This is a genomic window from Methylocella tundrae (assembly GCF_901905185.1).
In the GTDB taxonomy this organism is placed as follows: Bacteria; Pseudomonadota; Alphaproteobacteria; order Rhizobiales; family Beijerinckiaceae; genus Methylocapsa; species Methylocapsa tundrae.
In genome coordinates this window covers 30,903-51,927 of record NZ_CABFMQ020000085.1, presented here as the reverse complement: position 1 = coordinate 51,927, position 21,025 = coordinate 30,903, and the positions used below count along the sequence as shown (strand labels likewise).

General features: G+C 62.6%; 19 protein-coding genes. 4 read left to right on the top strand and 15 right to left on the bottom strand.

Translation table 11 applies throughout. From position 1 onward, the window contains the following. On the top strand, window positions 1–121 hold a 121-nt coding region (gene repC / locus MPC4_RS12150), incomplete at its 5' end, for a replication initiation protein RepC (protein ID WP_174512740.1). A gap of 275 nt (window positions 122–396) precedes the next feature. After that, window positions 397–690 carry a GYD domain-containing protein gene (locus MPC4_RS12145; protein ID WP_134493083.1) on the top strand — a complete coding sequence of 98 codons (294 nt, stop codon included), beginning with the start codon at window positions 397–399 and terminating at the stop codon, window positions 688–690. 126 nt (window positions 691–816) lie between these two features. Here the strand turns inward: MPC4_RS12145 and MPC4_RS12140 are convergent, their stop codons facing one another. The 8 genes from MPC4_RS12140 to MPC4_RS12105 all read right to left on the bottom strand — a co-directional run bounded on the left by MPC4_RS12140 (window position 817) and on the right by MPC4_RS12105 (window position 10,629). Beyond that, on the bottom strand, window positions 817–1,923 hold the full coding sequence (locus tag MPC4_RS12140; protein WP_174512739.1) for a dihydrolipoamide acetyltransferase family protein: 1,107 nt from the start codon (window positions 1,921–1,923) through the stop codon (window positions 817–819). Further along, window positions 1,920–2,900, bottom strand: a complete 981-nt coding sequence (locus tag MPC4_RS12135) for an alpha-ketoacid dehydrogenase subunit beta (protein ID WP_174512738.1) — start codon at window positions 2,898–2,900, stop codon at window positions 1,920–1,922. Before MPC4_RS12135 ends, MPC4_RS12140 begins: the two co-directional genes overlap by 4 nt. After that, window positions 2,893–3,975: a pyruvate dehydrogenase (acetyl-transferring) E1 component subunit alpha gene (gene pdhA / locus MPC4_RS12130; protein ID WP_174512737.1), complete on the bottom strand. Its 1,083-nt coding sequence runs from the start codon at window positions 3,973–3,975 to the stop codon at window positions 2,893–2,895. The genes MPC4_RS12135 and pdhA overlap by 8 nt, the downstream gene beginning before the upstream one ends. Before the next feature lie 73 nt (window positions 3,976–4,048). Continuing rightward, window positions 4,049–4,984 (bottom strand): hydroxymethylglutaryl-CoA lyase, encoded by a 936-nt coding sequence (locus tag MPC4_RS12125; protein WP_174512736.1) that lies wholly within the window; start codon window positions 4,982–4,984, stop codon window positions 4,049–4,051. After that, window positions 4,981–6,993 (bottom strand): acetyl/propionyl/methylcrotonyl-CoA carboxylase subunit alpha, encoded by a 2,013-nt coding sequence (locus tag MPC4_RS12120; RefSeq protein ID WP_174512735.1) that lies wholly within the window; start codon window positions 6,991–6,993, stop codon window positions 4,981–4,983. The genes MPC4_RS12125 and MPC4_RS12120 overlap by 4 nt, the downstream gene beginning before the upstream one ends. After that, window positions 6,983–7,789 (bottom strand): enoyl-CoA hydratase-related protein, encoded by an 807-nt coding sequence (locus MPC4_RS12115; RefSeq protein ID WP_174512734.1) that lies wholly within the window; start codon window positions 7,787–7,789, stop codon window positions 6,983–6,985. The genes MPC4_RS12120 and MPC4_RS12115 overlap by 11 nt, the downstream gene beginning before the upstream one ends. A gap of 6 nt (window positions 7,790–7,795) precedes the next feature. Further along, window positions 7,796–9,403 (bottom strand): carboxyl transferase domain-containing protein, encoded by a 1,608-nt coding sequence (locus MPC4_RS12110; protein ID WP_174512733.1) that lies wholly within the window; start codon window positions 9,401–9,403, stop codon window positions 7,796–7,798. A 53-nt stretch (window positions 9,404–9,456) separates the two neighbouring features. After that, window positions 9,457–10,629, bottom strand: coding sequence for an isovaleryl-CoA dehydrogenase (locus MPC4_RS12105; RefSeq protein ID WP_174512732.1), 1,173 nt, complete (start codon window positions 10,627–10,629; stop codon window positions 9,457–9,459). Window positions 10,630–10,964: 335 nt separating this feature from the next. On the opposite strand from MPC4_RS12105, the gene MPC4_RS12100 reads away from it, so the two are divergent. Further along, entirely contained in the window at window positions 10,965–12,662 is a 1,698-nt protein-coding gene (locus MPC4_RS12100; RefSeq protein WP_174512731.1) for a SulP family inorganic anion transporter, read from the top strand. Between the two features lie 11 nt (window positions 12,663–12,673). Here the strand turns inward: MPC4_RS12100 and MPC4_RS12095 are convergent, their stop codons facing one another. The 6 genes from MPC4_RS12095 to MPC4_RS12070 form a co-directional block, all read right to left on the bottom strand. Beyond that, a complete protein-coding gene (locus MPC4_RS12095; RefSeq protein WP_174512730.1) occupies window positions 12,674–13,735 on the bottom strand; it encodes a patatin-like phospholipase family protein in 1,062 nt (353 codons plus the stop codon). A gap of 100 nt (window positions 13,736–13,835) precedes the next feature. After that, window positions 13,836–16,526, bottom strand: a complete 2,691-nt coding sequence (locus MPC4_RS12090; RefSeq protein WP_174512729.1) for a lipase family protein — start codon at window positions 16,524–16,526, stop codon at window positions 13,836–13,838. Window positions 16,527–16,957: 431 nt separating this feature from the next. Beyond that, the gene (locus MPC4_RS12085; RefSeq protein ID WP_174512728.1) at window positions 16,958–17,254 is read right to left on the bottom strand and encodes a cupin domain-containing protein; all 297 of its coding nucleotides are present in this window, start codon (window positions 17,252–17,254) and stop codon (window positions 16,958–16,960) included. A gap of 455 nt (window positions 17,255–17,709) precedes the next feature. Beyond that, the gene (locus MPC4_RS12080; protein ID WP_174512727.1) at window positions 17,710–18,543 is read right to left on the bottom strand and encodes an FTR1 family iron permease; all 834 of its coding nucleotides are present in this window, start codon (window positions 18,541–18,543) and stop codon (window positions 17,710–17,712) included. A gap of 10 nt (window positions 18,544–18,553) precedes the next feature. Further along, window positions 18,554–18,886: a cupredoxin domain-containing protein gene (locus tag MPC4_RS12075; protein ID WP_134493111.1), complete on the bottom strand. Its 333-nt coding sequence runs from the start codon at window positions 18,884–18,886 to the stop codon at window positions 18,554–18,556. Window positions 18,887–19,079: 193 nt separating this feature from the next. Beyond that, complete coding sequence (locus MPC4_RS12070) at window positions 19,080–20,027, bottom strand: transporter (RefSeq protein WP_174512726.1); 948 nt, start codon at window positions 20,025–20,027, stop codon at window positions 19,080–19,082. A 355-nt stretch (window positions 20,028–20,382) separates the two neighbouring features. Between MPC4_RS12070 and MPC4_RS12065 the strand changes: the two genes are divergently transcribed. Then, the gene (locus MPC4_RS12065) at window positions 20,383–20,628 is read left to right on the top strand and encodes a zinc ribbon domain-containing protein YjdM (RefSeq protein WP_174512745.1); all 246 of its coding nucleotides are present in this window, start codon (window positions 20,383–20,385) and stop codon (window positions 20,626–20,628) included. Window positions 20,629–20,774: 146 nt separating this feature from the next. On the opposite strand, the gene MPC4_RS12060 is transcribed toward MPC4_RS12065, so the two are convergent. Then, window positions 20,775–20,951, bottom strand: coding sequence for a hypothetical protein (locus MPC4_RS12060; RefSeq protein ID WP_174512725.1), 177 nt, complete (start codon window positions 20,949–20,951; stop codon window positions 20,775–20,777). Window positions 20,952–21,025: the final 74 nt, after the last annotated feature.

The following is a 21,025-nucleotide window of genomic DNA, read 5'->3' as shown; positions in this document are numbered from 1 at the left end:
CGCCAGCGCCGGCGGCTATTTGCGCGAGCTGACGCGAAAGGCTGAAACCGGGGAGTTCTCGCTCGGACCGATGTTGATGGCGCTCATAGGATCTCGAAAGCGGGAGAAAAAGCGGGCATAGCGCCAAGGATCATGAAAATGCGTCGAACATTAGCCGCGGAGTAGGCGCGCCAGGGTGAGCAGAAAATGTTTCTGCATCCGTTTGGCAGGCGTATGATGCTATTGCGCGTCCATGTCATGCTGCGCGCCCTGATCGCCGTGTTCGCCTGGAACTGTGGATGGCGCATCACCAAACCTCAGCTCATGCCTGCCGAAGCGACAGGGGCCGGCCGTTGTTCCCGCGCAAAGCCGAGGACGCGCGCACGTTCGCCGCGCCAAACCGTCGGGAGAGCCATGATGTCCGCATATATCCTGCTGATGAACTGGACGGACCAGGGCGTCCGCCATGTGAAGGATTCGCCGGGGCGCCTCGATGCCGCAAAAAAGGCGCTGAAGGACGAGGGAGGAGAGTTCAAGCACGTCTTCCTGACCATGGGCGCCTATGATCTTATCGCTGTTTACGAGGCCCCGGACGATGCCGTGGCGGCGCGTTTCACCATGCAGCTTGGCATGATGGGCAATGTGCGGACGCAAACGCTCAAGGCTTTCCCCGAGGCCGCCTATCGTGAGATCATCAATACGCTCAAGTAGAGGCGTTGGCCTTCGAGCCTAACGCCGGCATGGTTGTAGAGGAAGATGGCTTTGCAGCAGATCCTCATTCGCCTCCGGTGCCATGATCGCGTCTTCGGCCCGCATTGAGATCGCGCAATTCTTTGATCAATCCGCCCGCGCCAGATCGGCGATCGCGGCGGCGAGAAAACGTCCGGCCTCGCCGCCCGTCACCACCCTGTGATCGAAGGTCAGGCTCAGCGGAAGCATGCGGTGAATGGCGGGCGCGCCATTGCAGGCGACGACTTCCTTGCGGATCCGGCCGGCGCCGAGAATGGCGACCGTCGGCGGCAGCACGATGGGCGCCGCATATCTGCCGGCGATGGCTCCGAAGTTCGACAGAGTGATCGTATTGCCGCGCAGCTCATCGGGCGGCATCCTGTGCGCGGCGAGATCCGCCCGCATCCGATCAAGGCCCCGGCGCAAATCCGCGGCGTCGCGATTGGCGACATCGCGCAAGACGGGCACGAACAGCCCTTCGGGCAGATCGACCGCGACGCCGAGGTCGATCGTCCGCAAGACTCTGCGCGCCAGCGAGCGGCTCTCGAACCACGCATTCAGCGCGGGCTCCGCCTGACAGGCGGCGACCAGGGCGCGAATGAGACGGATCGTCGTGTCCGCCGCCGTCGGCCACGCCTCGATGTCGGCGTCATCCACGACGGTCGCCGCCGCGATCTCGGCTTGGGCGAGAGCCATATTCTGCGACATCACGCGCCTGAACCCGCGCAAGGGTTCGGCGGGTCCGGCCTGGGCGAGAATGCGGACGACGCGTTGCACGTCGCCGGCGGTAATCACGCCGTCGGGACCAGATGGCGTCACAATGGCGAGATCGACCTCGAGCCGGCTCGCGAGGGCGCGGACCGCGGGCGTCGCGCGGATCGAAGCGCCGCCGCGTGCGATGGCCGCTGGAGCCTCTTTCAGAACGCGCGCGCCAGTCTCGACAACGCCGACGACCGCGCCGGAATCTTCAGAGACGTCAGACTCCCCCTCAAAGCCGGCCAGTGGAGCGCCGATGCGGATGATGTCGCCGGCGGCGCCGAACAAACGCTTGATTGTGCCTGATTGGGGAGAAGGAATCTCGATCACGGCTTTTGCCGTTTCCACCGACACCAGCGGCTGATCAATCGTCACGGTCTCGCCGGCCTTCCGATGCCATTCGACGATTTCGGCCTCCTGGAGCCCTTCGCCGAGATCGGGAAGTCTGAAGATCTTCATCGCGCCTCCATGACTATGCGGACGGCGTCGATAATGCGTTCGACGTCTGGAAGATACTGGGCTTCCATTTTGGAAAGCGGAATGATGACATCATATCCGGTGACGCGCTTCACCGGGGCGAGCAGCGAGTAAAGCCCATGCTCGGCGATCTCCGCGGCGATTTCGGCGCCGAAACCTGCTGTGCGGGGCGCTTCATGAACGATCACGCAACGGCCCGTTTTCTCTACGGAGCGCAGGATCGTATCGGCGTCCAGCGGTTTCAAAGTCGCGACGTCGATCACTTCGACGTCGATCCCGTCCTGTTCCAGCCGGTCCGCCGCCGCCAGCGCCGCGTGAACCATCGCGCCCCACGCGACCAGCGTTGCGTCGGCGCCTTCACGCGAGACGAAGCAAACGTCGAGCGGCAGAGCTTCGCCGTCTTCCGCGACCTCCTCGCGAAAGAGCCGATAGAGAAAGGTCGGCTCCAGAAACACGACCGGGTCGGGATCGCGGATGGCGGCGAGCAGAAGGCCGTAGGCGCGCGCAGGCGAGGACGGGATTACGACCCGCAACCCCGGCATATGAGCGAAGAAGGCCTCGGGGCTCTCCGAATGATGCTCGGGCGCATGAATGCCGCCGCCGCAGGGCGCCCGCAAAACCATCGGACAGGACAGCCTGCCGCAGGTGCGATGACGCAGGCGCGCCGCGTGATTGATCATTTGGTCGATGGCCGGATAGATGAATCCGGTGAATTGAATCTCGGCGACGGGCTTCAATCCCATCGCCGCCATGCCGACAGCGGCGCCGACGATCGCCGCTTCCGCGAGCGGCGTATCGATGACGCGCTCCGGCCCGAAGCGCGCCTCCAGTCCAATGGTTGCGCGAAATACGCCGCCATTGACGCCGATATCCTCGCCAAGCAAAAGAACCTCGGGGTCGCGCGCCATTTCGCCGGCCAGCGCAAGATTGACGGCTTCGACGAGCGTGAGCTCACTCATGGCGCGCGCCCGGCAGCGGGTCGAAGCGGCGCGCCTCATCGCGCTGACTGTGCATGGCGCGCGGAAGCGATGCGAAAAGATGTTCGAACATGGCGTCGCTGTCTCGCGGCGGCGTCGTCAGATAGGTTTCGACGGCCTTCTCAACTTCCTCGGAGCATTGCTTCAAAAGCTCGGTTTCGAGTTCCCTGTTCCATACGCCGGTGCTCGTCAGATAGGCGCGCAGGCGGCCGATCGGCTCGAACGCCCACTCGCGTTGAACAATTGCGGGATCGCGATAGCGTGTGGCGTCATCGGCCGTCGTATGGTCGCCCAACCGGTAACTCAGCGCTTCGATCAAGGTCGGGCCGCCGCCTGATCGCGCCTTCCCGATCGCTTGAGAAGCGATTTCATGAACCGCGATGACGTCATTGCCATCGACCTGCCGTCCTTCAATGCCTGCGGCGACGGCCTTTTGCGCCAGCGTCGCCGCCGCGCTTTCGAGTTCGCGCGGCGTCGAGATCGCCCAGCGGTTGTTGTTGATGACGACGACAAGAGGCGCGTTCCATACGCCCGCGAGGTTTAGCGCTTCGTAGAAATCGCCCTTGGCGGTGCCGCCGTCTCCGATCGTGCAGACCGCCACCCGCTTCTCGCGGCGAAGCTTGAAAGCATAGGCGGCGCCGGCCGCGTGGGCGACCTGGGAGCCGACCGGCACGCAAATCGGAAAATCTTCCCTCGGAACGCGGAAATCGCCGCCACGTTCGTCGCCGCCCCAATAGAGCAGCATCTCCGCCATCGTGACGCCGCGCAAAAACAGCGCCGCATGATCGCGGTAGTAAGGGAACAGCACATCCTTCGCCAGCATGGCGTGCGCCACTCCGACCCCGATCGCCTCTTGACCGAGAGCGGACGGGAAAGTCCCGAGCTTGCCGGTGCGCTGCAAGGCGATCGCTTTGCCGTCGAACACCCGCGTTCGCGTCATCGCCCTGTAGAGCTGGAGCAGAAAGCCGGGGTCCGGCGAGAGCGATCCGGCGGATTGGTCCAATTCGCCTTCCGAGGACAGAAACCGGGCAGGGCCAACATGAAAATCGTCGTCCATACTTTCCCCGCCGATGTTCAGCGCCAGAACTTAAATATAGTCCAATATGCCGGCTCCGGATTTCGCCGCCGGATCACATTTTTTGAGACCCCGTTCGCCTCTGCGCGGCGATTGCGCGCGACGCCCGGCTGCCGGACCGCCGCCCCAGCCGCCCCGAGATGAATTCTCCGGCCTCGGCCAGGGCGGCGAGATCGATTCCGGTTTCGACGCCCATGCCGTCCAGCATGTAGACGACATCCTCGGTCGCGACGTTGCCGGTGGCGCCGGGAGCGTAGGGGCAACCGCCGAGACCTGCGACCGAAGCATCGACGACGGATATGCCGAGTTCGAGACAGGCGAAGATGTTGGCCAGCGCCTGGCCGTAAGTGTCATGGAAATGAACAGCGAGGCGATCGATGGGCCCGTCCCGCGCCACCGCCTCGATCAATCGCTTCGCCCGCAGCGGCGTTCCCGCGCCGATGGTGTCGCCCAGCGAAATCTCATGACAGCCCATGGCGGTCAGATCGCGCGCGAGGGACGCGACTTCGCCCGGCGCGATCTCGCCTTCGTAAGGGCAGCCGAGGACGCATGAGATATAGCCGCGCACCCTTATCCCGGCTGAAAGGGCTTTCTCGACCGCCGGCGCGAACCGCGCGAGGCTTTCGGCGATCGAACAATTGATGTTCTTTTGCGAAAATGTCTCGGAGGCGGCGGCGAACACCGCCACATCCTTCACGCCGCTGGCGAGCGCGCAGTCGAGGCCTTGCAGATTGGGGATGAGGACGGACAATCGGACGCTGGACCGCGAAAGCAGCTTCTGGTCGAGCTTTGCGAGAACCTCGGCCGTCGCCGCCATCTGAGGCGCCCGCTTCGCCGATACGAAGCTTCCCGCCTCGATGTCCCTCACTCCCGCTTTCGCCAATAGTTCGATCAGGGCGACCTTGGTCTCGACGGGTAGAATTGTGGATTCATTCTGCAGCCCGTCGCGCGGACTGACTTCGACGATGCGAACGCGGGCGGGAAGGGTCATGGCGCCTCTCCAGCGGCGAGGACGACCAGCTCGGCGCCTTCCGGCGCCACATCGCCTTCGGCGTAACGGATGTCGGCGATGACGCCGTCGTCCGGGGCCGTGAGAGTGATCTCCATTTTCATGGCTTCGAGAACGATGACGGGAGCGCCTTTTTTTACGAAATCGCCGGTCCCGACGAGAACGCGCGTGACGCGCGCGGGTAGGGGAGCGGTCAACTGGAGCGCTCCCGAGGCCTCGACGCGCGGCGGCGCCAGCGGATCGACGTAACGCAGAAAATGATTTCGCCCGGCGAGAACGACGACGAGTCCAAAATCCTCCCTGACCACCCGAAGCTGGCGCAGCACTCCGTCTATGCGCAAACGCATCCCGTCGCCGGTTTCCTCGGCGCTGACGAGCATGGCTGTGGCCGGCGTTTCCACACGGATTGACCCATCCGGCAAAGCGTGAACGCGAAGCGTTATGCTTTCTCCCTCGCGGTCGAAAATGACAGTCTGACAGCCTTGGCCGTCGATCCGCCAGGCGTCGCTCACATCCCAGGGCGACCAGGGATCGCCGGAGTTCGCTGCCTCCGCCGCCGCCTTCGCTCGCAAATCGCCGAGCCGCGCCGCCGCGCCCGCGGCGAGGATCGTCGTGTCCTCGCTCCCGGCCGGCGAGACTGGAGCGAGCAATTGGTCGATATGGCGCTCGATGAAGCCGGTATCGCTTTCGCCGCTCATAAAGGCGGGATGCGCCGCAATGGCGCGCAGCATATCGAGATTGGTCGCGACGCCGACGATTTCATATTCAGCTAGCGCGCTCTCGAGCCTTTGCAGGGCGGCTGCGCGATCAACTCCCCAGACGATCAGTTTAGCGATCAGAGGATCGTAGTCTTGCGTGATCGGGTCGCCCTGGCGCAGGCCCGTATCGACCCGGACGGCTTCTGCTTCTCGCGGTTGACGCAGATGCCTGATCCGGCCCGTAGACGGAAGAAAGCCACGGCCCGGATCTTCCGCATAGATGCGAGCCTCGATCGAATGTCCGAGCATGCTCAACCGCTGCTGCGTCAACGGAAGTTTCTCGCCTGAGGCGACGCGCAGCTGCCACTCGACCAGATCCTGCCGCGAGATCATTTCCGTGACCGGATGCTCGACTTGCAGACGCGCATTCATTTCCAGAAAATAGAAGCGATCGCCTTTCACGAGAAACTCGACGGTTCCCGCGCCGACATAACCAACGGCGCGGGCGGCCGTGATCGCGGCTTCGGCCATGGCGCGCCGGCGCAGCGGGTCCATGCCCGGCGCCGGCGTCTCCTCGACAATTTTCTGATGACGCCGCTGGATCGAGCAATCACGTTCGAAAAAGGAGACGATTTCGCCGTATTGGTCGGCGAAGATCTGGACCTCGATATGGCGGGCCCCCGGCACGTATTTCTCGATCAATAGCCGATCGTCGCCAAAAGAGGCCATCGCCTCGCGCCTCGCGCCCTCGAGGGCCTCCGGCATGTCCTCGCAGCGTTCGACGATCCGCATGCCCTTGCCGCCGCCGGCGGATGAGGCCTTGATCAGGACGGGAAATCCGATGTCCGCGGCGACGCCGGCGAGGAGCGTCAAGTCCTGAGCGTCGCCATGATAGCCCGGCAGGATGGGAACGCCCGCGCGCTCCATCATTGTCTTGGCCGCCGCCTTGGAGCCCATCACGCGCATCGCTTCCGGCGGCGGGCCGATGAAGCGAATTCCCGCTTTCGCGCAGGCTGTGGCGAAGGCCGGGTTCTCCGAAAGGAAGCCATAGCCGGGATGGATCGCCTCAGCTCCCGATTGCCGGGCGGCCGCCACGATCTTGTCGATCGCAAGGTAACTCTCCTGCGCGCGGGCGGCGCCGATCGGCCAGGCCTCGTCGGCAAGATCGACATGGAGCGCATGCGCATCCGCATCCGAATAGACCGCAACCGTCGCGACGCCGAGCCGCCTTGCGGTGGCTATCACGCGACAGGCGATCTCGCCGCGATTGGCGATCAGGATCTTACGAAACATCTGGATTGTTCCGATCCGTGCGCCAGGCGGGGAGCCGTTTGCCGAGAAAGGCGCTCAAGCCTTCCTTTCCCTCCGGGGAAGCGCGCCGCGTCGCAATCCTTCGCGCTGTCTCCCGCGCGAGTTTAGCGTCGATGGGACGCCCCTCGCACCACGACGCCAGCGCCTTCGCCTCCGTCTGGGCGCCCGGAGCGCCAGCCAGAAGCGCCTCGATAATCATGTCTCGCGCGGTTTCGAGGGCCGCTTCCGCCACGACCTCGTGAACGAGCCCGATCTCCTTGGCGCGCGGGGCCGAAATCGATTCCGCCGTCAGAAAATAGCGCCGGGCCTGCCGCGCGCCGATGGCCCGGATGACAAAGGGCCCGACCACGGCCGGGATGAGCCCGAGCCTTGCTTCGCTCAGGCAGAAACGCGCCCGTTCGGACGCGACCGCTACGTCGCAACAGGCGACAAGGCCGACGCCGCCGCCATAGGCCGGGCCGCCGATCACGGCGACGGTGGGCTTTGACAGAAGGTCGAGCCTTTGCATGAGTTCGGCGAGCACGCCAGCGTCGGCGACATTGGCTTCGAAATTGTCCTGCGCGGCTCGTTTCATCCAGGCGATATCCGCTCCGGCGCAGAAGCTTTCGCCGGCGCCTTCGAGGACGACGACGCGTACGGCGGATTGGCCGTCGAGGCGCTTCAACGACGCGGTCATCGCCGCGATCAGCCCATCGTCGAACGCATTATGCCGCTCTGGCTTGTTCAATGTGAGCGTCGCGACCCCACGGGCGTCGATCGATTCCAGAAGGTCGCTCATCTCGCCTCACATGCGGAAAAGGCCAAACCGGCTTTCGTCAATAGGCGCGTTGAAACTCGCGGAAAGCGCCAGACCCAGCACGCGGCGCGTGTCGGCGGGATCGATGACGCCGTCGTCCCAGAGCCGGGCGCTGGCGTAATAGGGATGGCTCTGCCGCCCATATTGATCGCGGATCGAGGCTTCGAAAGCCTCTTCGTCTTCCCTCGAGGAGACGAGGCCGCGCGCTTTGAGGCTGTCGCGGCGCACGCGGCTCAAAACGCTCGCCGCCTGCTCTCCGCCCATCACGCCGATCCTCGCGTTCGGCCACATCCACAAAAACCGCGGCGAATAGGCGCGTCCGCACATCGCATAGTTTCCGGCGCCGAAGCTGCCGCCGATGACCACGGTGAATTTCGGCACGGCGGCCGTGGCGACGGCGGCGACCATCTTCGCGCCTTCCTTGGCGATGCCTCCGGCTTCATATTTGCGTCCGACCATGAAGCCGGCGATGTTCTGAAGGAAGATTAACGGAATCCGGCGCCGGGCGCAGATCTGAATGAAATGCGCAGCTTTTTGCGCGCTTTCCGAGAACAGGATCCCGTTGCTGGCGATGACGCCAACCGGGTATCCCCAGATATGGGCGAAGCCCGTGACCAATGTCGGTCCGTAAAGGCGCTTGAATTCGTCGAATTCGCTGTCGTCGACAATGCGCGCGATGATTTCGCGGACATCATACTGCCTGCGCCCATCCGCGGGCGTGACGCCATAGATCTCGCACGGATCATATCGCGGCTGCGCCGGCCTTCGCAGCGCGACGGAAGGACGCTTCGTATGATTGAGATTGGCGATGATCGCGCGAGCGACGCCGAGGGCGTGGGCGTCAGTCTCGGCGTAATGATCGGCGACGCCGGATTGACGGCAATGCACCTCTGCGCCGCCCAATTCTTCGGCCGTCACGACTTCGCCGGTCGCGGCCCGGACGAGCGGCGGTCCCGCGAGAAAGATCATTCCCTGGTTGCGGACGATGATCGTTTCGTCCGACATCGCCGGCACATAGGCGCCGCCCGCGGTGCAGGCTCCCATGACGACGGCGATCTGGGCGATTTCGGCCGCCGACATACTGGCCTGATTGTAGAAGATGCGTCCGAAATGCTCACGATCGGGAAAGACTTCGTCCTGACTCGGCAGATGGGCGCCGCCTGAATCGACCAGATAGACGCATGGCAGGCGATTTTGCGCGGCTATTTCCTGCGCGCGCAAATGCTTCTTCACGGTGATCGGAAAATAAGCGCCGCCCTTCACCGTCGCGTCATTCGCCACGATCATGCATTCCCTGCGGGAAATGCGTCCGATCCCGGCGATGACTCCGGCGCAGGGGACCTCGCCGTCGTACATTCCATGCGCGGCGAACTGTCCAATCTCGAGGAAAGGCGAGAGGGGATCAATCAGCGCGTCGATCCGCTCGCGCGGCAGCATTTTTCCACGCGCCAGGTGGCGCGCCCGCGCCGCCGCTCCACCGCCCTCGCGGATGCGGCTTGCGGTGTGGCGGAGGTCGGAAACCAGTTCCGTCATGGCTTCGCGATTCAAGCGATATTCGGTTGAGCGCGTATCGACGGCTGTTTCGATGAGGGGCATGCGATCATTTTCCGCAATGGAGGCGCTTCAGGGGGCGCGCTTTCGGGATTTTGTCATCGGACGCTCTCATTGAAGAGTTCCCGGCCGATCAGCATACGGCGGATTTCGCTGGTGCCGGCGCCGATCTCATACAGCTTGGCGTCGCGCAGGAGCCGGCCAGTCGGGTAGTCATTGATGTAACCGTTGCCGCCAAGACACTGGATCGCTTCGAGCGCCATCGAGGTCGCCCTTTCGGCGGCGAAAAGTATGGCGCCGGCGGCGTCCTTCCGCGTCGTCTCGCCCCGGTCGCACGCCTTCGCCACCGCGTAGACATAAGCTTTCGCGGCGCTCATCGCGGTGTACATATCGGCGAGCTTTGCCTGCATGATCTGGAATTCGCCTATCGGCTGGCCGAACTGCTTTCGCTCATGCAGGTAGGGAACCACAACATCCATGCACGCCTGCATGATGCCGATCGGCCCGCCCGCAAGCACAACGCGCTCGTAATCCAACCCGCTCATCAGCAGGCTCACGCCACGTTCAGGCAGTCCCAGCACATTGCTGTCTGGAACTTCGCAATCCTCGAACAGGATCTCGCATGTGTTGGATCCGCGCATGCCGAGCTTGTCGAATTTCGGCGCGGTCGAAATGCCTTTAAAACTCTTCTCGATGATAAAGGCGGTGATGCCGCGCGCTCCGGCGTCCGGGTCGGTTTTGGCGTAGACGATCATGACGTCCGCGTCGGGGCCGTTTGTGACCCACATCTTCACGCCGTTCAGGACATAGCGGTCGCCGCGCCTTCGCGCGCGCATACGCATGTTGACGACATCCGATCCGGCGCCCGGCTCCGACATGGCGAGGGCGCCGACATGCTCGCCGGACAGGAGCCCCGGCAGATAGCGCCGCTTCTGCTCGCCACTTCCGTTGCGATGAAGCTGGTTTACGCAGAGATTGGAGTGCGCGCCATAGGATAGGCCAACCGATGCGGACGCCCGGCTGATCTCTTGCATGGCCAGGACATGTTCAAGATACCCGAGGCCCGCGCCCCCATATTCCTCGGCGACCGTCACGCCGAGAACCCCAAGCTTTCCCATTTTTTTCCACAGTTCGGCGGGAAACGCGTTCTCGGCGTCGATCGTCGCGGCCCGCGGCGCGATCTCGCGCGAGGCGAACTCCTCGACCTGATCGCGAATCAGATCGGCAGTTTCACCGAGACCGAAATCCAGAACCGGCGGCTTATGGCTCATGGAGTCGAATTCTGACCTTTGGGACTGCGGCCAACAAGGCCTATTTGGCCTATCTTTCGACATATGCAGTGATTTCAAGCGAGTTGGGGGCGAGTTTTGCCGCAGCCGGCGGGGCGGACGCCATGAGCCGAGTTCAAGCCTCCGGGACGCGGGCAAGGCTCCGCTCGACGTTGAAAATTGCCGATGAGAGGGGTTTTTTGACCAGGCGGCGGCGCCCGGGGGGCCGGAGGTATGGACAACTGCGCAGCTGGAGGCGGGCCGAAGCGGAGCGCCGTTGGTCTGCGGCCGCGTTTGCGCCATGATGCCGCCAGGATGAAAACGGAGGACGCGCGGCGATGAGGCTCAGTCTCTTTGCAGGCCTTAGGCCCTTTCGAGCCGCCGCCGCGGCGCGCGACGCTCTTGCGGGGGTGACGCTGGCGTCGATGAACATTCCGCAAGTGCTCGGCTATACCCGAATCGCAGGGACGCCGGTCGTGACCGGCCTCTACACGGTCCTTCTTCCGCTGATCGCCTTCGCCGTCTTCGGCTCGTCGCGCCATCTGGTCGTCGCGGCGGACTCCGCGACCGCGGCGATCTTCTCCAGTTCGCTGTCCCCCATGGCGGCGCCCGCCAGCGAAAAATACATGGCGCTGGTCGGCATGGTGGCGCTGGTCACCGCAGGCTTTTTGTTGCTGGCGCGGCTCTTCAAGCTAGGCTTCCTCGCCGATTTTCTGTCGCGAACGGTGCTGGTCGGATTTCTGGGCGGCGTTGGATTTCAGGTTGGAATCGCGATGCTCGGTGAGATATTCGGGGTGGCGGCGCCCTCGCATCACACGCTCATTCAGCTTTGGCAGGTTCTTCAAAGCCTGCCGGGGACCAATCTCCCAACGCTCTCTCTGGCGGCGCTGGTGATCGCCGCGATTCTGCTCGGCCATCGCTATCTGCCCAAGGTCCCGGTATCGCTGTTCGCCGTGCTGGCGGCGATCGTCGCGAGCGCGAGGCTCCATTTTGCCGAGCGCGGCATCGCAGTCATCGGGTCGGTTCCGGGCGGCCTGCCGCCAATCAGGCTTCCTGAGGTGAGCTGGAGCGAGTTGCTGGCGGTTTTGCCGGTCGCGGCCTCCTGCTTCGTAATGATCATCGCGCAAAGCGCCGCGACATCGCGTGCTTTCGCCGTGCGCCATCACGAGCGCGTCGATGAGGACGCCGACATTCTTGGGCTCGCCGCCGCGAACGCGGCGGCCGGTTTGAGCGGAGCCTTCGTCGTCAATGGCAGCCCGACGCAGACCGCTATGGCGGATAGCGCGGGCGCGCGCAGCCAGGTCGCCCAATTGGCTTTCGCGGGCCTTGTGTTGCTGGTGTTGTTATATCTGACAGGCCCCCTCCAATATCTGCCCCGGTGCGTGCTGGCCGCCATCGTATTCACGATCGCGGTCAGAATGGTCGACTTCAAACAATTGCGCGCTATCCGGCGCGAGAGCCCAGGCGAGTTCTATCTCGCGATCACCACAGCCGCGGCGGTGATCGCAATCGGCGTCGAGCAAGGGATTTTGCTGGCGATTATCTTGTCGCTGCTGAGGCATGTGCGTCACAGCTATCGGCCGCACACAATGGTGCTCGTTGCGGACGCGGCCGGGCGCTGGGAGCAGACCGCCGCGACGGCAGGCGCCGAGACTGAACCCGGGCTGATTGTCTATCGATTCGGCTCCGATCTATTTTACGCAAATGACAACCGCTTCGCCGATGAAATTCGCGCCCTCGTGGAGCACGCGCCGAGCCCGGTTCGCTGGCTCGTCATCGACGCCGGCGCGATCACCGATATCGACTATTCCGCCGCGCAGTCCGTTCGCGATCTGCTCGACGATCTGCGCCGTCAAGGCGTCGGCGTGGTGTTCGGACGCGTCAGGTCATATTTGCGATCGGATCTCGACCGGCACGGCGTCACGGCCGCGGTCGGAGAGGCGCGGGTTTTCGAGACGCTTCACGAAGCCATTGACGCTGTGCGAGGCGGCGCCGTCGAAGCGTCCGCGAATGGCCCGGCGCGGCCGGCGCGCTGAGCCGGCGCACGTCACATGAAGGTCGTGGCGAGGTCCACCGTCGAGCGGCTTCCGATCGCGTCAACGTTCGCATCGAGCCACTTCGTCGCTGTTCGCCGGCCCTCTTCAAACAAGCCACGCAGAAAATTCCAGTCAGTCTCGATTTTGGTAGCCGCGCCGAGCGCCGCCATCGCCGCGTCATTGCCGAGCCAATGGATGAACATGCGGCTGTACTTTGTGGAATCAAGCTGGTTCTCGTCGAGCAATTGCGTGACGAAAGCGATGGCGCGCATCTCCCGCATGAGCGATGAATTGAAGCTGATCTCGTTCACTCTGTTGGCGATCGCCGTCGCCGTGACCGGCAGGTCGGGGCGTTCGATCGGGTTGACGTGAACGATCAGCACATCCTTGCAGCCGCCGGCATAGATCAACGGGAAGATCGCCGGATTGCCCATGTAGCCGCCGTCCCAATAGTGTTCGCCGTCGATCTCGACGGCGCGGAACAGTTGCGGCAGGCAGGCCGAAGCAAGCACGGCCTCGAGCGACAGCGACGATTTCTCGAAAACTTTAATCTTCCCCGTACGCACGTTGGTTGCGCTGATGAAAAGGGGCGGCGCAGCAGGCGACGCCTTCAGCCGATCAAAATCAACGGTGTTGAGCAAGATCGTCTTCAGCGGATTGAGGTCGAGCGGATTGCACTGCTGCGGCGTCAGGGTTTGCGTCATCGTCTGGAACGCGATGAAGCTTGGCGTCAGCTCGACCGGCGCCCCGCACATCCGCAGCCATGCATCAAGAGGCGTCGCGCCGACAGGGCTGAATAGCTGGCCGGTGCGCGATACGCCCCGCCAGAATTCGGCCAGCTTCTCGCGGGCGGCCTCGGGGCCGCCGATTGCAAGGCCGTAGGCAAGGGCGACCGCGTTCATCGCGCCGGAGCTCGTCGCGCTTATGGCCTCGACCCGCAGACGCCCGTCTTCAAGCAGGCGGTCGAGCATGCCCCAGACGAACGCGCCGTGGGCGCCGCCGCCCTGCAACGCAAGCTTTACGGGCTTGCGGCCGGACGCGTCAGCATCGGAGCAAGGAGAGCTTTGCCGCATGTTCATGCGATCCCCACGAGACAAGGGCTCAAAGCCGGAAAATCGCACGCAGCCGGGACCGTCCTTGGCGCCGCCGGCGGCGCCGAATCGCTTACGGCGGTCAGGATAGCGACGCCCTGGATATCAGGGAATGTTTGTGATTGTCGCCGACATTGATGGAGACGTTCACCGTCACCGAAGCGGCAGGAGCGATTGTCGTCGCGGCGGTCCGCAATGACGCGATCGCGCGTTCCGCCATCCCGAGCGCCTCCAATTGGCAGGCGGGCTCCGGCTGCAGCGACGGGTCGACCAGACTGAGATACGTCGCCAATGCGTGCCAGCAAGACAGTGACGATTTCGCCTTTCCGAGGGAATTGTAGGGCTGCAAAACGCCGATATGGGAGAAACCCAAGAATTGAGGCGGAAGATTAGGAACGACATCCGGCACGTTGACGATCCGCCACGACGTCAGGTCCGATCCGTTGAACGTCGCCGCGAATGTAGAATCGCCGACGCGCGGCGAGGCGAATGTGCAGAGCGAAGGGTTCGCGATCTGGGCCGTCCGCGCGTTGTCCGCGACGTAGAGGGTTGCGAGCGCTGCGCCAAGACTGTGTCCCGCGACGGCGATCGCGGGAGGCGAGAATGCGATCTCTGTTCGCGCGGCCGCCGCGGCGCGACGATGGACCAATGCGGCGACCTGCTGCGAAAATCCGCCGACCGATCGAAGCGACCGCGGAACTGCGGCCGCGCTGGCTGGCGCCTCCACGATCTCAAGCGTGTCGTAGATGCGGGCGAAGCCAGCGCCCACCAAGCCGCAGCGCGGCGCCTTGAATGGCGTCAATATGGAGGCGTTCAAATCGTCCCACCACTCGACGCCATTCGACGTTCCGCGAATGGCGAGGATGAACTGGTGCGGTTCGTCCATCTTTTGCGCGATGAACCCGTAAAAAACCGGATCTCCGCTCTCGATGATAAAGTCCCGCATCTCGACCCATGCGGCGAGCTGATAACCTCTCGGAAAATTCGAGGACTGCTGCGGCGTCAGATTACTCGGGTCGGCGTCATACATGGCGTAGGCCGCCGCGATGAACCTGCCGTAAAGCACCGCGGCGGCCGGATCGAATGGAGCGCCCATGCGGGCTCCTGCGCCTGCCACCGCCGCCATTTCCTCATCGCACACTGGCGCGCTCGTTGTCGTCGCGCTCACCGGTTCGGAGGTGGCTACGGGGCTGGTCGCGAGGGGCGACGATCCCAGCAGCGATAACAGCCGCGCGCCGTTCGGAGACCCTAATCCCGTACAAGCGTCCCAGCCGGGTTTTGCCGAGAAGCCGCCAACGCCAAAGACGGTATTGTTTCCTGTCACGACGTCATTCGTCGCGCCGGCTTTCATATGTGCGTAAAGCAGCGGGATGAAGAAGCCGGCCTTCCGCCCCAATTGTTGACTGAGGATGGCGGCGAGCGCGGCCCATTGGGGAGCGGCGGCGCTGGTTCCGCCGCTCACCTGATCGACTCCGTTTGAACGCACGTTGACGCCTGTGTCCGGATCGGCGTCCGCCGCGACGTCGGGGACGCCGCGCATCAAAAGGGCGGCGCCCTTCTCGGCGCTGACGCCATTCTGCCAAGGAGGAACTTGAAAGTGAATGCTGACGCCGCCGCCGGTCGCCCACCCGTCCCCGTCGTTCCAGACGGTTTCCTTCGCTTTGGCGCGGCCGCCGCCGAGCAAACTTGTGCCGCCGCAAGACGCCACTCCATTGGGGCATGTCCCGGGGAAGTCAGCGTGTCGCTGACCATCAAAGCCTTCGTCGGTTGGCTGTTCATCGGCGCAACCATGATCGCCCGCGGCCACGAAGATCGGCACATTCAAAAGCGTCGCGCTTTGTCCGAGCGAATCCCAGACGTTCATCGATTGCTGCGACCATACCTTCTCAGGTGATCCCCAACTGATCGAAACCGCCGTCGTCGCGGGATCGTGGACAGCTTGCGACGCCGCCTGAAAAAACCCTTGATCAGTGTTATCCGAGAAATAGACGACGATCGTCGCGCCCGGCGCCATTGCGCCGACGACCTCGATGTCCAGCATGACCTCGCCGTCGCTGCCGGGGTCTTGTCCGTAGGGAACCGGCGCGCCCGGAACGACGCTGACCGTGCGGACCGTGGGCGTCTTCGTCAGGCCGGCGGCGGCGAAATATGTCTGCAGATCCTGCGATCCATAGTTTCCGCCAAGCTCGATCAGCGCAATCGTTTGTCCGGCGCCGTCGCCTGGCGGGAAGTTGTAGAGAGCTGAAAGTTGATTTGGATAATAGGATTGCTGAGCGGCGCGTGACCTGAACCGAGGCTTCGCCGCGGGCCGGTTGTCGAGTCCCAACACGGCTTCGACGTAGGGCGCGATGTCGGCCGGTAAAAGCAGCGGCCCTTGCCGTCCGCGATATGTGCATTTTCCTGTTTCGTAATCGTGCAACGCGGTCCCGAACGCCTGCTCCATGTCGGATGCGGAGCCGGAAAGCTCGACGACGCGTCGGCCCTGGTCCACGTTCTTTACGATCAGCCCGTGTCTGGCGGCGAAGGATCTCACGGCGGCGATTGCTTCCTCGCTCGCCCCGTATCGCTCCGCGAAGGCCGCGGGATCGGCAAGCGGCCGTTCGTGAGGCGTCGCCAAAGCGTGCTCCGCCAGATCGCCTTGAGGAATCGCGGTCTTGCGCGTTAGGACGACGGTGACGTCAACTTTAGCGGCCGGATTGGTTTTCCCGACAAGTCTAGCTCCGGCTACAACGCTGCGGGCGCTGCCCGGCAGGATTTGACGCGCTGATTGCATCTTCTCTACTCCGTTCCAGTAACATTTCTTTGAGAATGCTGGATTTAGTTCGGGTTTAGAGAGGCTCAGTTCAGTTACTTTTTCGTCGAAGGAGAAGAGCCGCAACCGTTGACGAGACTATATCATTACAATAGTAATATTGATAGTGTATAAGCAAGGCGCGTTTTATTGCGAGGTGAATATAACGGGCGCCTTGAAAATCAAAGAGATCAGGCCTTGTATGTTCTTTGCTTAGCGTCTGAAACATTGAAATGTTAGCCCCATCCTCCTCCTATTTGGGCTCCCAGGCAATATCAAAACGCGAAAGTCTGAATCTGTCTTCGTCAAGAAGTTAGAGCACGATCGCGCCCGTAAGCCCGCTTCTGGGCGGCGCAATGTTCCGGGGGGACGCTGTCGGCGGACAACAGCCGTAGACCTCTTGTTTCACATCCCTATTGCTTCGGCAGGATTTCGAAGATGAGAACACGCGTTTTGCCATCCGCCACATTTCGAGCGGACATCTGACCCATCGGGTGGCTGGAGCCGGGCGCCTCGAAATAGGTGGACCCCGCTTTGAAAATTTCCGTCTTGCCGTTTTTCCAGGCTATGGCGATTGCGCCCTCGAGCACGTAGCGCATGCCGGGCCCTTTGTGAGTATGCTCCGGAATTGCCGCGCCTGGCTCCATTTCGAGCAGCGTCATCTTCATGGCGTATTCGCCGGACAGGCTTCCAAGGGCTTGTTGGTCCAATACAGCGCCTTTGAACTTCGCGTCATCCGATCTCGCCGCGGGTATAGAGCCGAGCAACAGGAGAGCGACTAAAGCCGCCGCGCGCCGCAAGGTTGTCATAGCGATCTCCCAGAGTTGTCCCACGCCCTTATGGGATCGGTCAGGATGGCCGATACCCGCGAGTTGACAACGGCGGCGCCCTTTTCTTTGTTCCGCTTTCCTTTGCCTGGACTGCGCCTTCAGATGGGCGGAGGACGCGAGGATGGTTTCCGTTTCGCGGAAACTTACCGCAAGAGGCTCCTTTACATGATCCCTGGAGCGACGGCGCCCCAAGCCTGTCATGGCTTCGTTGAGGGCGCGCTGAGGCCGGTCTGGCCGTGAAAAGCTCGTCATTGCCGAGCATTGGGTCCGCGTCCTCAAAAGGCGCGTTTGAAGCAAATATGCGCTGCTTCAGCCATTTGCGTTCGGAATCGACCTTATCCGGCGACGCCCAGCCGCTTTGCTGGCGGGTGCGGTTGGAACGCCTTCGTAAGGCCGAAGATCAAGATGAGGGTGATCGCGTAAACAAGAAGCTGCATTCCCGAAGGCTGATCGGTGTAGCCGACGAGCGTATGCAGAACGCGCCCGAGCAAACTGCTATCGGACAGAATCGCGGACGTATTCCAGACCGTTCCTTCGAGAGCGGTTGCGACGCCGGCCTGCTGAAGGAAGACGACGCTCTGAGCGGCAAGTCCGGCGGCGAGGAAAGTGATGAGAACGGTTGTCACGCCGAACAGGTATCGGCCGGGAATCTTGATCAAGCCGAGAAAAGTCAAAGCGCTGACCCCGCAACCAAGCAGAAGGCCGGCGAGCCCGCCAGCCACGAGGCCGGACATCGACGCGCCGCCTGCGATCACTATGCCATAAAGAAACAGCACGATCTCCGAGCCCTCCCGCAGCACCGCGACCGCGACGACGATCGCCACCGCGGCGAGGGAGCGCGAACCTTTCGCAGCGGCGGCGCCGATTTCTTTCATTTGCGCCGCAAGTTCGCGCCCATGCCGGGCCATCCAGATGTTGTGCCAAGCCAGCATGATGACGGCGACGGCGAGAACGCTGGCGTTGAACAGTTCCTGACCGACGCCGGCCAAAGCATTCGAGATCTGGTCGGCGAAGACCGCAAGGAGACCCGCCCCAGTGACGCCGGCCGCGATGCCTGCGGCGATCCATCGGCCCCGGCGAGGCACGCCCCTTGTCACGGCAAGCAGGATGCCGACGATAATCCCGGCCTCGATGACTTCCCGGAAAACGATAATCAACGCGCCAAGCATCGGAGCCTTCTCACTGAACGACCAGGAAGCCTTCGGTCGTGTCTTCATGGTAGTCGTCAAAAAATCTGTACCGTCCCGGCGCGAGCGGGCGAATCTGGAGGGTGATCACACCACCGCCCGCGACGACTTTCTCGACGCGCAGTGTTTTGCTTTCGAATTCGGCGGGCGTCGCGTCGAGGTTTTTGATTTCGATTGTTATCGGCTTGCCAGCGGGCGCATGCGCCTCCGCGGGCTGGAACCGGTGATCCTTGAGCGACAGGCGCACCGTCGCGGCGTCTTCGGCGCGGACCGCGGCGGTCCAACCGGCGGCGAGGAAGCAAATCGCCAGCGCGCCTGCGCTCATTGTCGATCTTCTCGAAGCAGACGGCTTCATCTCTCAACTCCTGCAATTGCGGCGGCGTCGCCGCTGGAATATGACTGCGGCAACGCCGTCCTGGAGCAGAATGCGTTTAAGCGAAATCGCATCGCTGCTCGGTAAGCCTTTGTTATAACACATGATGTTTGTCCAGAAAGTTGGCCGCTTTCGGCATCGCGCTTTAGAACTCGATTTCGAGCTTGAGGTTGGCGAGCCTGCGCTGGAAGTTTGTGAGGTCCAAAGAGCGGCCCTCGCCAATCGCATGGCCTGAGACCTCCGTCGAAAACGCCGCCGCCAGCATGATCTTGCTAGTGAACTGGATATGCAATGTCGGACCTATGTAGAGAGCGTTGCCGAGGAAGGATTGCATGCCGAGGCCGTCGAAGGCGCGATAATATTGCAGTTCGCCGCCAAGCGTCACTTTCGGAGTGACGCGATATGACATCGCCGCCGTCATGCCGAGATCGGAACTTCGCTGCCAGAAGGTTTCGCCGTAGGCCCTGGCGACGTCGGGCTCATAGATCAGATTGGCGGCGGCGTAGAGTCGATTGGGAATGAGTTCGGTGTCGGCGATCAGTCTGAAGGCTGCGCTGAAATCTGTCATGACCGCGCCGCTGACGTCGTTAACGCGAGCCCATTCGGGCGCGACGGTTACGGTCAAGCCGAACGGCGAGGCGGGGCCGCGATCGACGAGAAGAAATCTAAATTCCGCCGAAAGGCCGCTGAAGTTGAAGTTATGAAAATTGTCGAGGCCGTTCACATTGTTGACCGACTGCAACAGGCCATGAGCGCTCAACTCATAACCGAAAAACTGCGTCGGCACGCTTTCGAACTCGATCTCCTGCTCGATGGCGGAAAACGATCCGCCGCGCATCGCGAAGGAGCCCGTCGTCTCGAATTCGATAGCTCTTTCGCCTTCTTCGCCAATGTCGCTGCCCTCGGTGAACCCGAAAATATACTTGGTCTCAAGCTCATGAAAGGCGTCGATCGCAGTCGGGGCGCCCCCCTGCGTCAGGGCGGGCGCATCAGCGGCGCGCGCGGGCAGGGCATGCGAACAGGTCAAGGCCGCCAGGAGGAAGGGATTTATCCGGGCCGTGCCGGCGCGCAGGTACAAATGAAGGTTACGCATGGAAGAGTCCCGCCGGTCCGAGCAGTCAATGTCGCACCGCTGCAGTGTGATAAGCGTAAATAAAACGCCCCCGCAATAAACATTCGAAACTTTAGAATCATTATAATAGGGACGTGTACAAAGATGCACTTTAATTATAAGGTATTATCTTGCTTATTATAAGTAATCTAAACTTTCGGTGCGCGTCTGGCAGCCGCACAGGCGGGAGACGACGCATTATGCGGAAAGTCGCGTCGCCGCCGGCGACGGACGCCTCGATCCCGACGCCGGAGCCTCGAGGCGACCGGCAGCCTGCACAGGAGAAGATGGAATGTCCGTCCTTATGATTTATAAGGAGCGGGCGTGCGCGCCGCACATGCGCCAGGAGAGGAACGACGTGACAGACGAGATCATCGTGAAGGATAGCAATGGAGCGAGGCTCGCCGACGGCGACGACGTGACGCTTATTAAGGATTTGAAGGTCAAAGGCACGTCCGAGACGCTGAAGCGCGGGACTTTGGTCAGGAACATTCGGCTGACGGACGCCCCCGGCGAAATCGAGTGCAGCACGAAGCAGGTGAAAGGACTCGTGCTCAAAACCGAATTCCTCAAAAAGGCATAGCCGCGCGGAGCCATGGACGGCCTCCGCGCGTGAGGCGAGGAATTGATCCTCGTCCTTTTGTCGTTCGCCAATGGCCATCTCGCGCCTCCGCGCGATTCATCGGTCAAAATGTGCAAGACGTGGCTGGTCTGACCTTCATTCGTCGATCACCCACGGAAAAGCGCAAAATAGACCACGTAGAGCCAGCCCAGAATTCCGTCGATGATCGCCCACAGGATCGAGTGGTTCGCCGAATATGAAATCGTGATGGCCAGCGCCGAGCCGAAGCCAATTCCATATTTGGCTCCCTCGACCCGGACCCCGTAATAGCGGCTGCCGTTCATCTCGTTTTCCTCGCATCGTGACCGGCCATTCCTGGCGGCCCTGATCAAAGCACGGTCGGATATGCCCTCCAAGA

Coding starts and splice junctions, on each gene's coding strand:
- MPC4_RS12060 (WP_174512725.1), bottom strand. CDS start 20,951: ATGAACGGCAGCCGCTATTACGGGGTCCGGGTCGAGGGAGCCAAATAT.
- MPC4_RS12100 (WP_174512731.1), top strand. CDS start 10,965: ATGAGGCTCAGTCTCTTTGCAGGCCTTAGGCCCTTTCGAGCCGCCGCC.
- MPC4_RS12095 (WP_174512730.1), bottom strand. CDS start 13,735: ATGCGGCAAAGCTCTCCTTGCTCCGATGCTGACGCGTCCGGCCGCAAG.
- MPC4_RS12115 (WP_174512734.1), bottom strand. CDS start 7,789: ATGAGCGACCTTCTGGAATCGATCGACGCCCGTGGGGTCGCGACGCTC.
- pdhA (WP_174512737.1), bottom strand. CDS start 3,975: ATGGACGACGATTTTCATGTTGGCCCTGCCCGGTTTCTGTCCTCGGAA.
- MPC4_RS12125 (WP_174512736.1), bottom strand. CDS start 4,984: ATGACCCTTCCCGCCCGCGTTCGCATCGTCGAAGTCAGTCCGCGCGAC.
- MPC4_RS12140 (WP_174512739.1), bottom strand. CDS start 1,923: ATGAAGATCTTCAGACTTCCCGATCTCGGCGAAGGGCTCCAGGAGGCC.
- MPC4_RS12090 (WP_174512729.1), bottom strand. CDS start 16,526: ATGCAATCAGCGCGTCAAATCCTGCCGGGCAGCGCCCGCAGCGTTGTA.
- MPC4_RS12145 (WP_134493083.1), top strand. CDS start 397: ATGTCCGCATATATCCTGCTGATGAACTGGACGGACCAGGGCGTCCGC.
- MPC4_RS12070 (WP_174512726.1), bottom strand. CDS start 20,027: ATGCGTAACCTTCATTTGTACCTGCGCGCCGGCACGGCCCGGATAAAT.
- MPC4_RS12080 (WP_174512727.1), bottom strand. CDS start 18,543: ATGCTTGGCGCGTTGATTATCGTTTTCCGGGAAGTCATCGAGGCCGGG.
- MPC4_RS12105 (WP_174512732.1), bottom strand. CDS start 10,629: ATGAGCCATAAGCCGCCGGTTCTGGATTTCGGTCTCGGTGAAACTGCC.
- MPC4_RS12075 (WP_134493111.1), bottom strand. CDS start 18,886: ATGAGCGCAGGCGCGCTGGCGATTTGCTTCCTCGCCGCCGGTTGGACC.
- MPC4_RS12120 (WP_174512735.1), bottom strand. CDS start 6,993: ATGTTTCGTAAGATCCTGATCGCCAATCGCGGCGAGATCGCCTGTCGC.
- MPC4_RS12110 (WP_174512733.1), bottom strand. CDS start 9,403: ATGCCCCTCATCGAAACAGCCGTCGATACGCGCTCAACCGAATATCGC.
- MPC4_RS12135 (WP_174512738.1), bottom strand. CDS start 2,900: ATGAGTGAGCTCACGCTCGTCGAAGCCGTCAATCTTGCGCTGGCCGGC.
- MPC4_RS12065 (WP_174512745.1), top strand. CDS start 20,383: ATGCGCCAGGAGAGGAACGACGTGACAGACGAGATCATCGTGAAGGAT.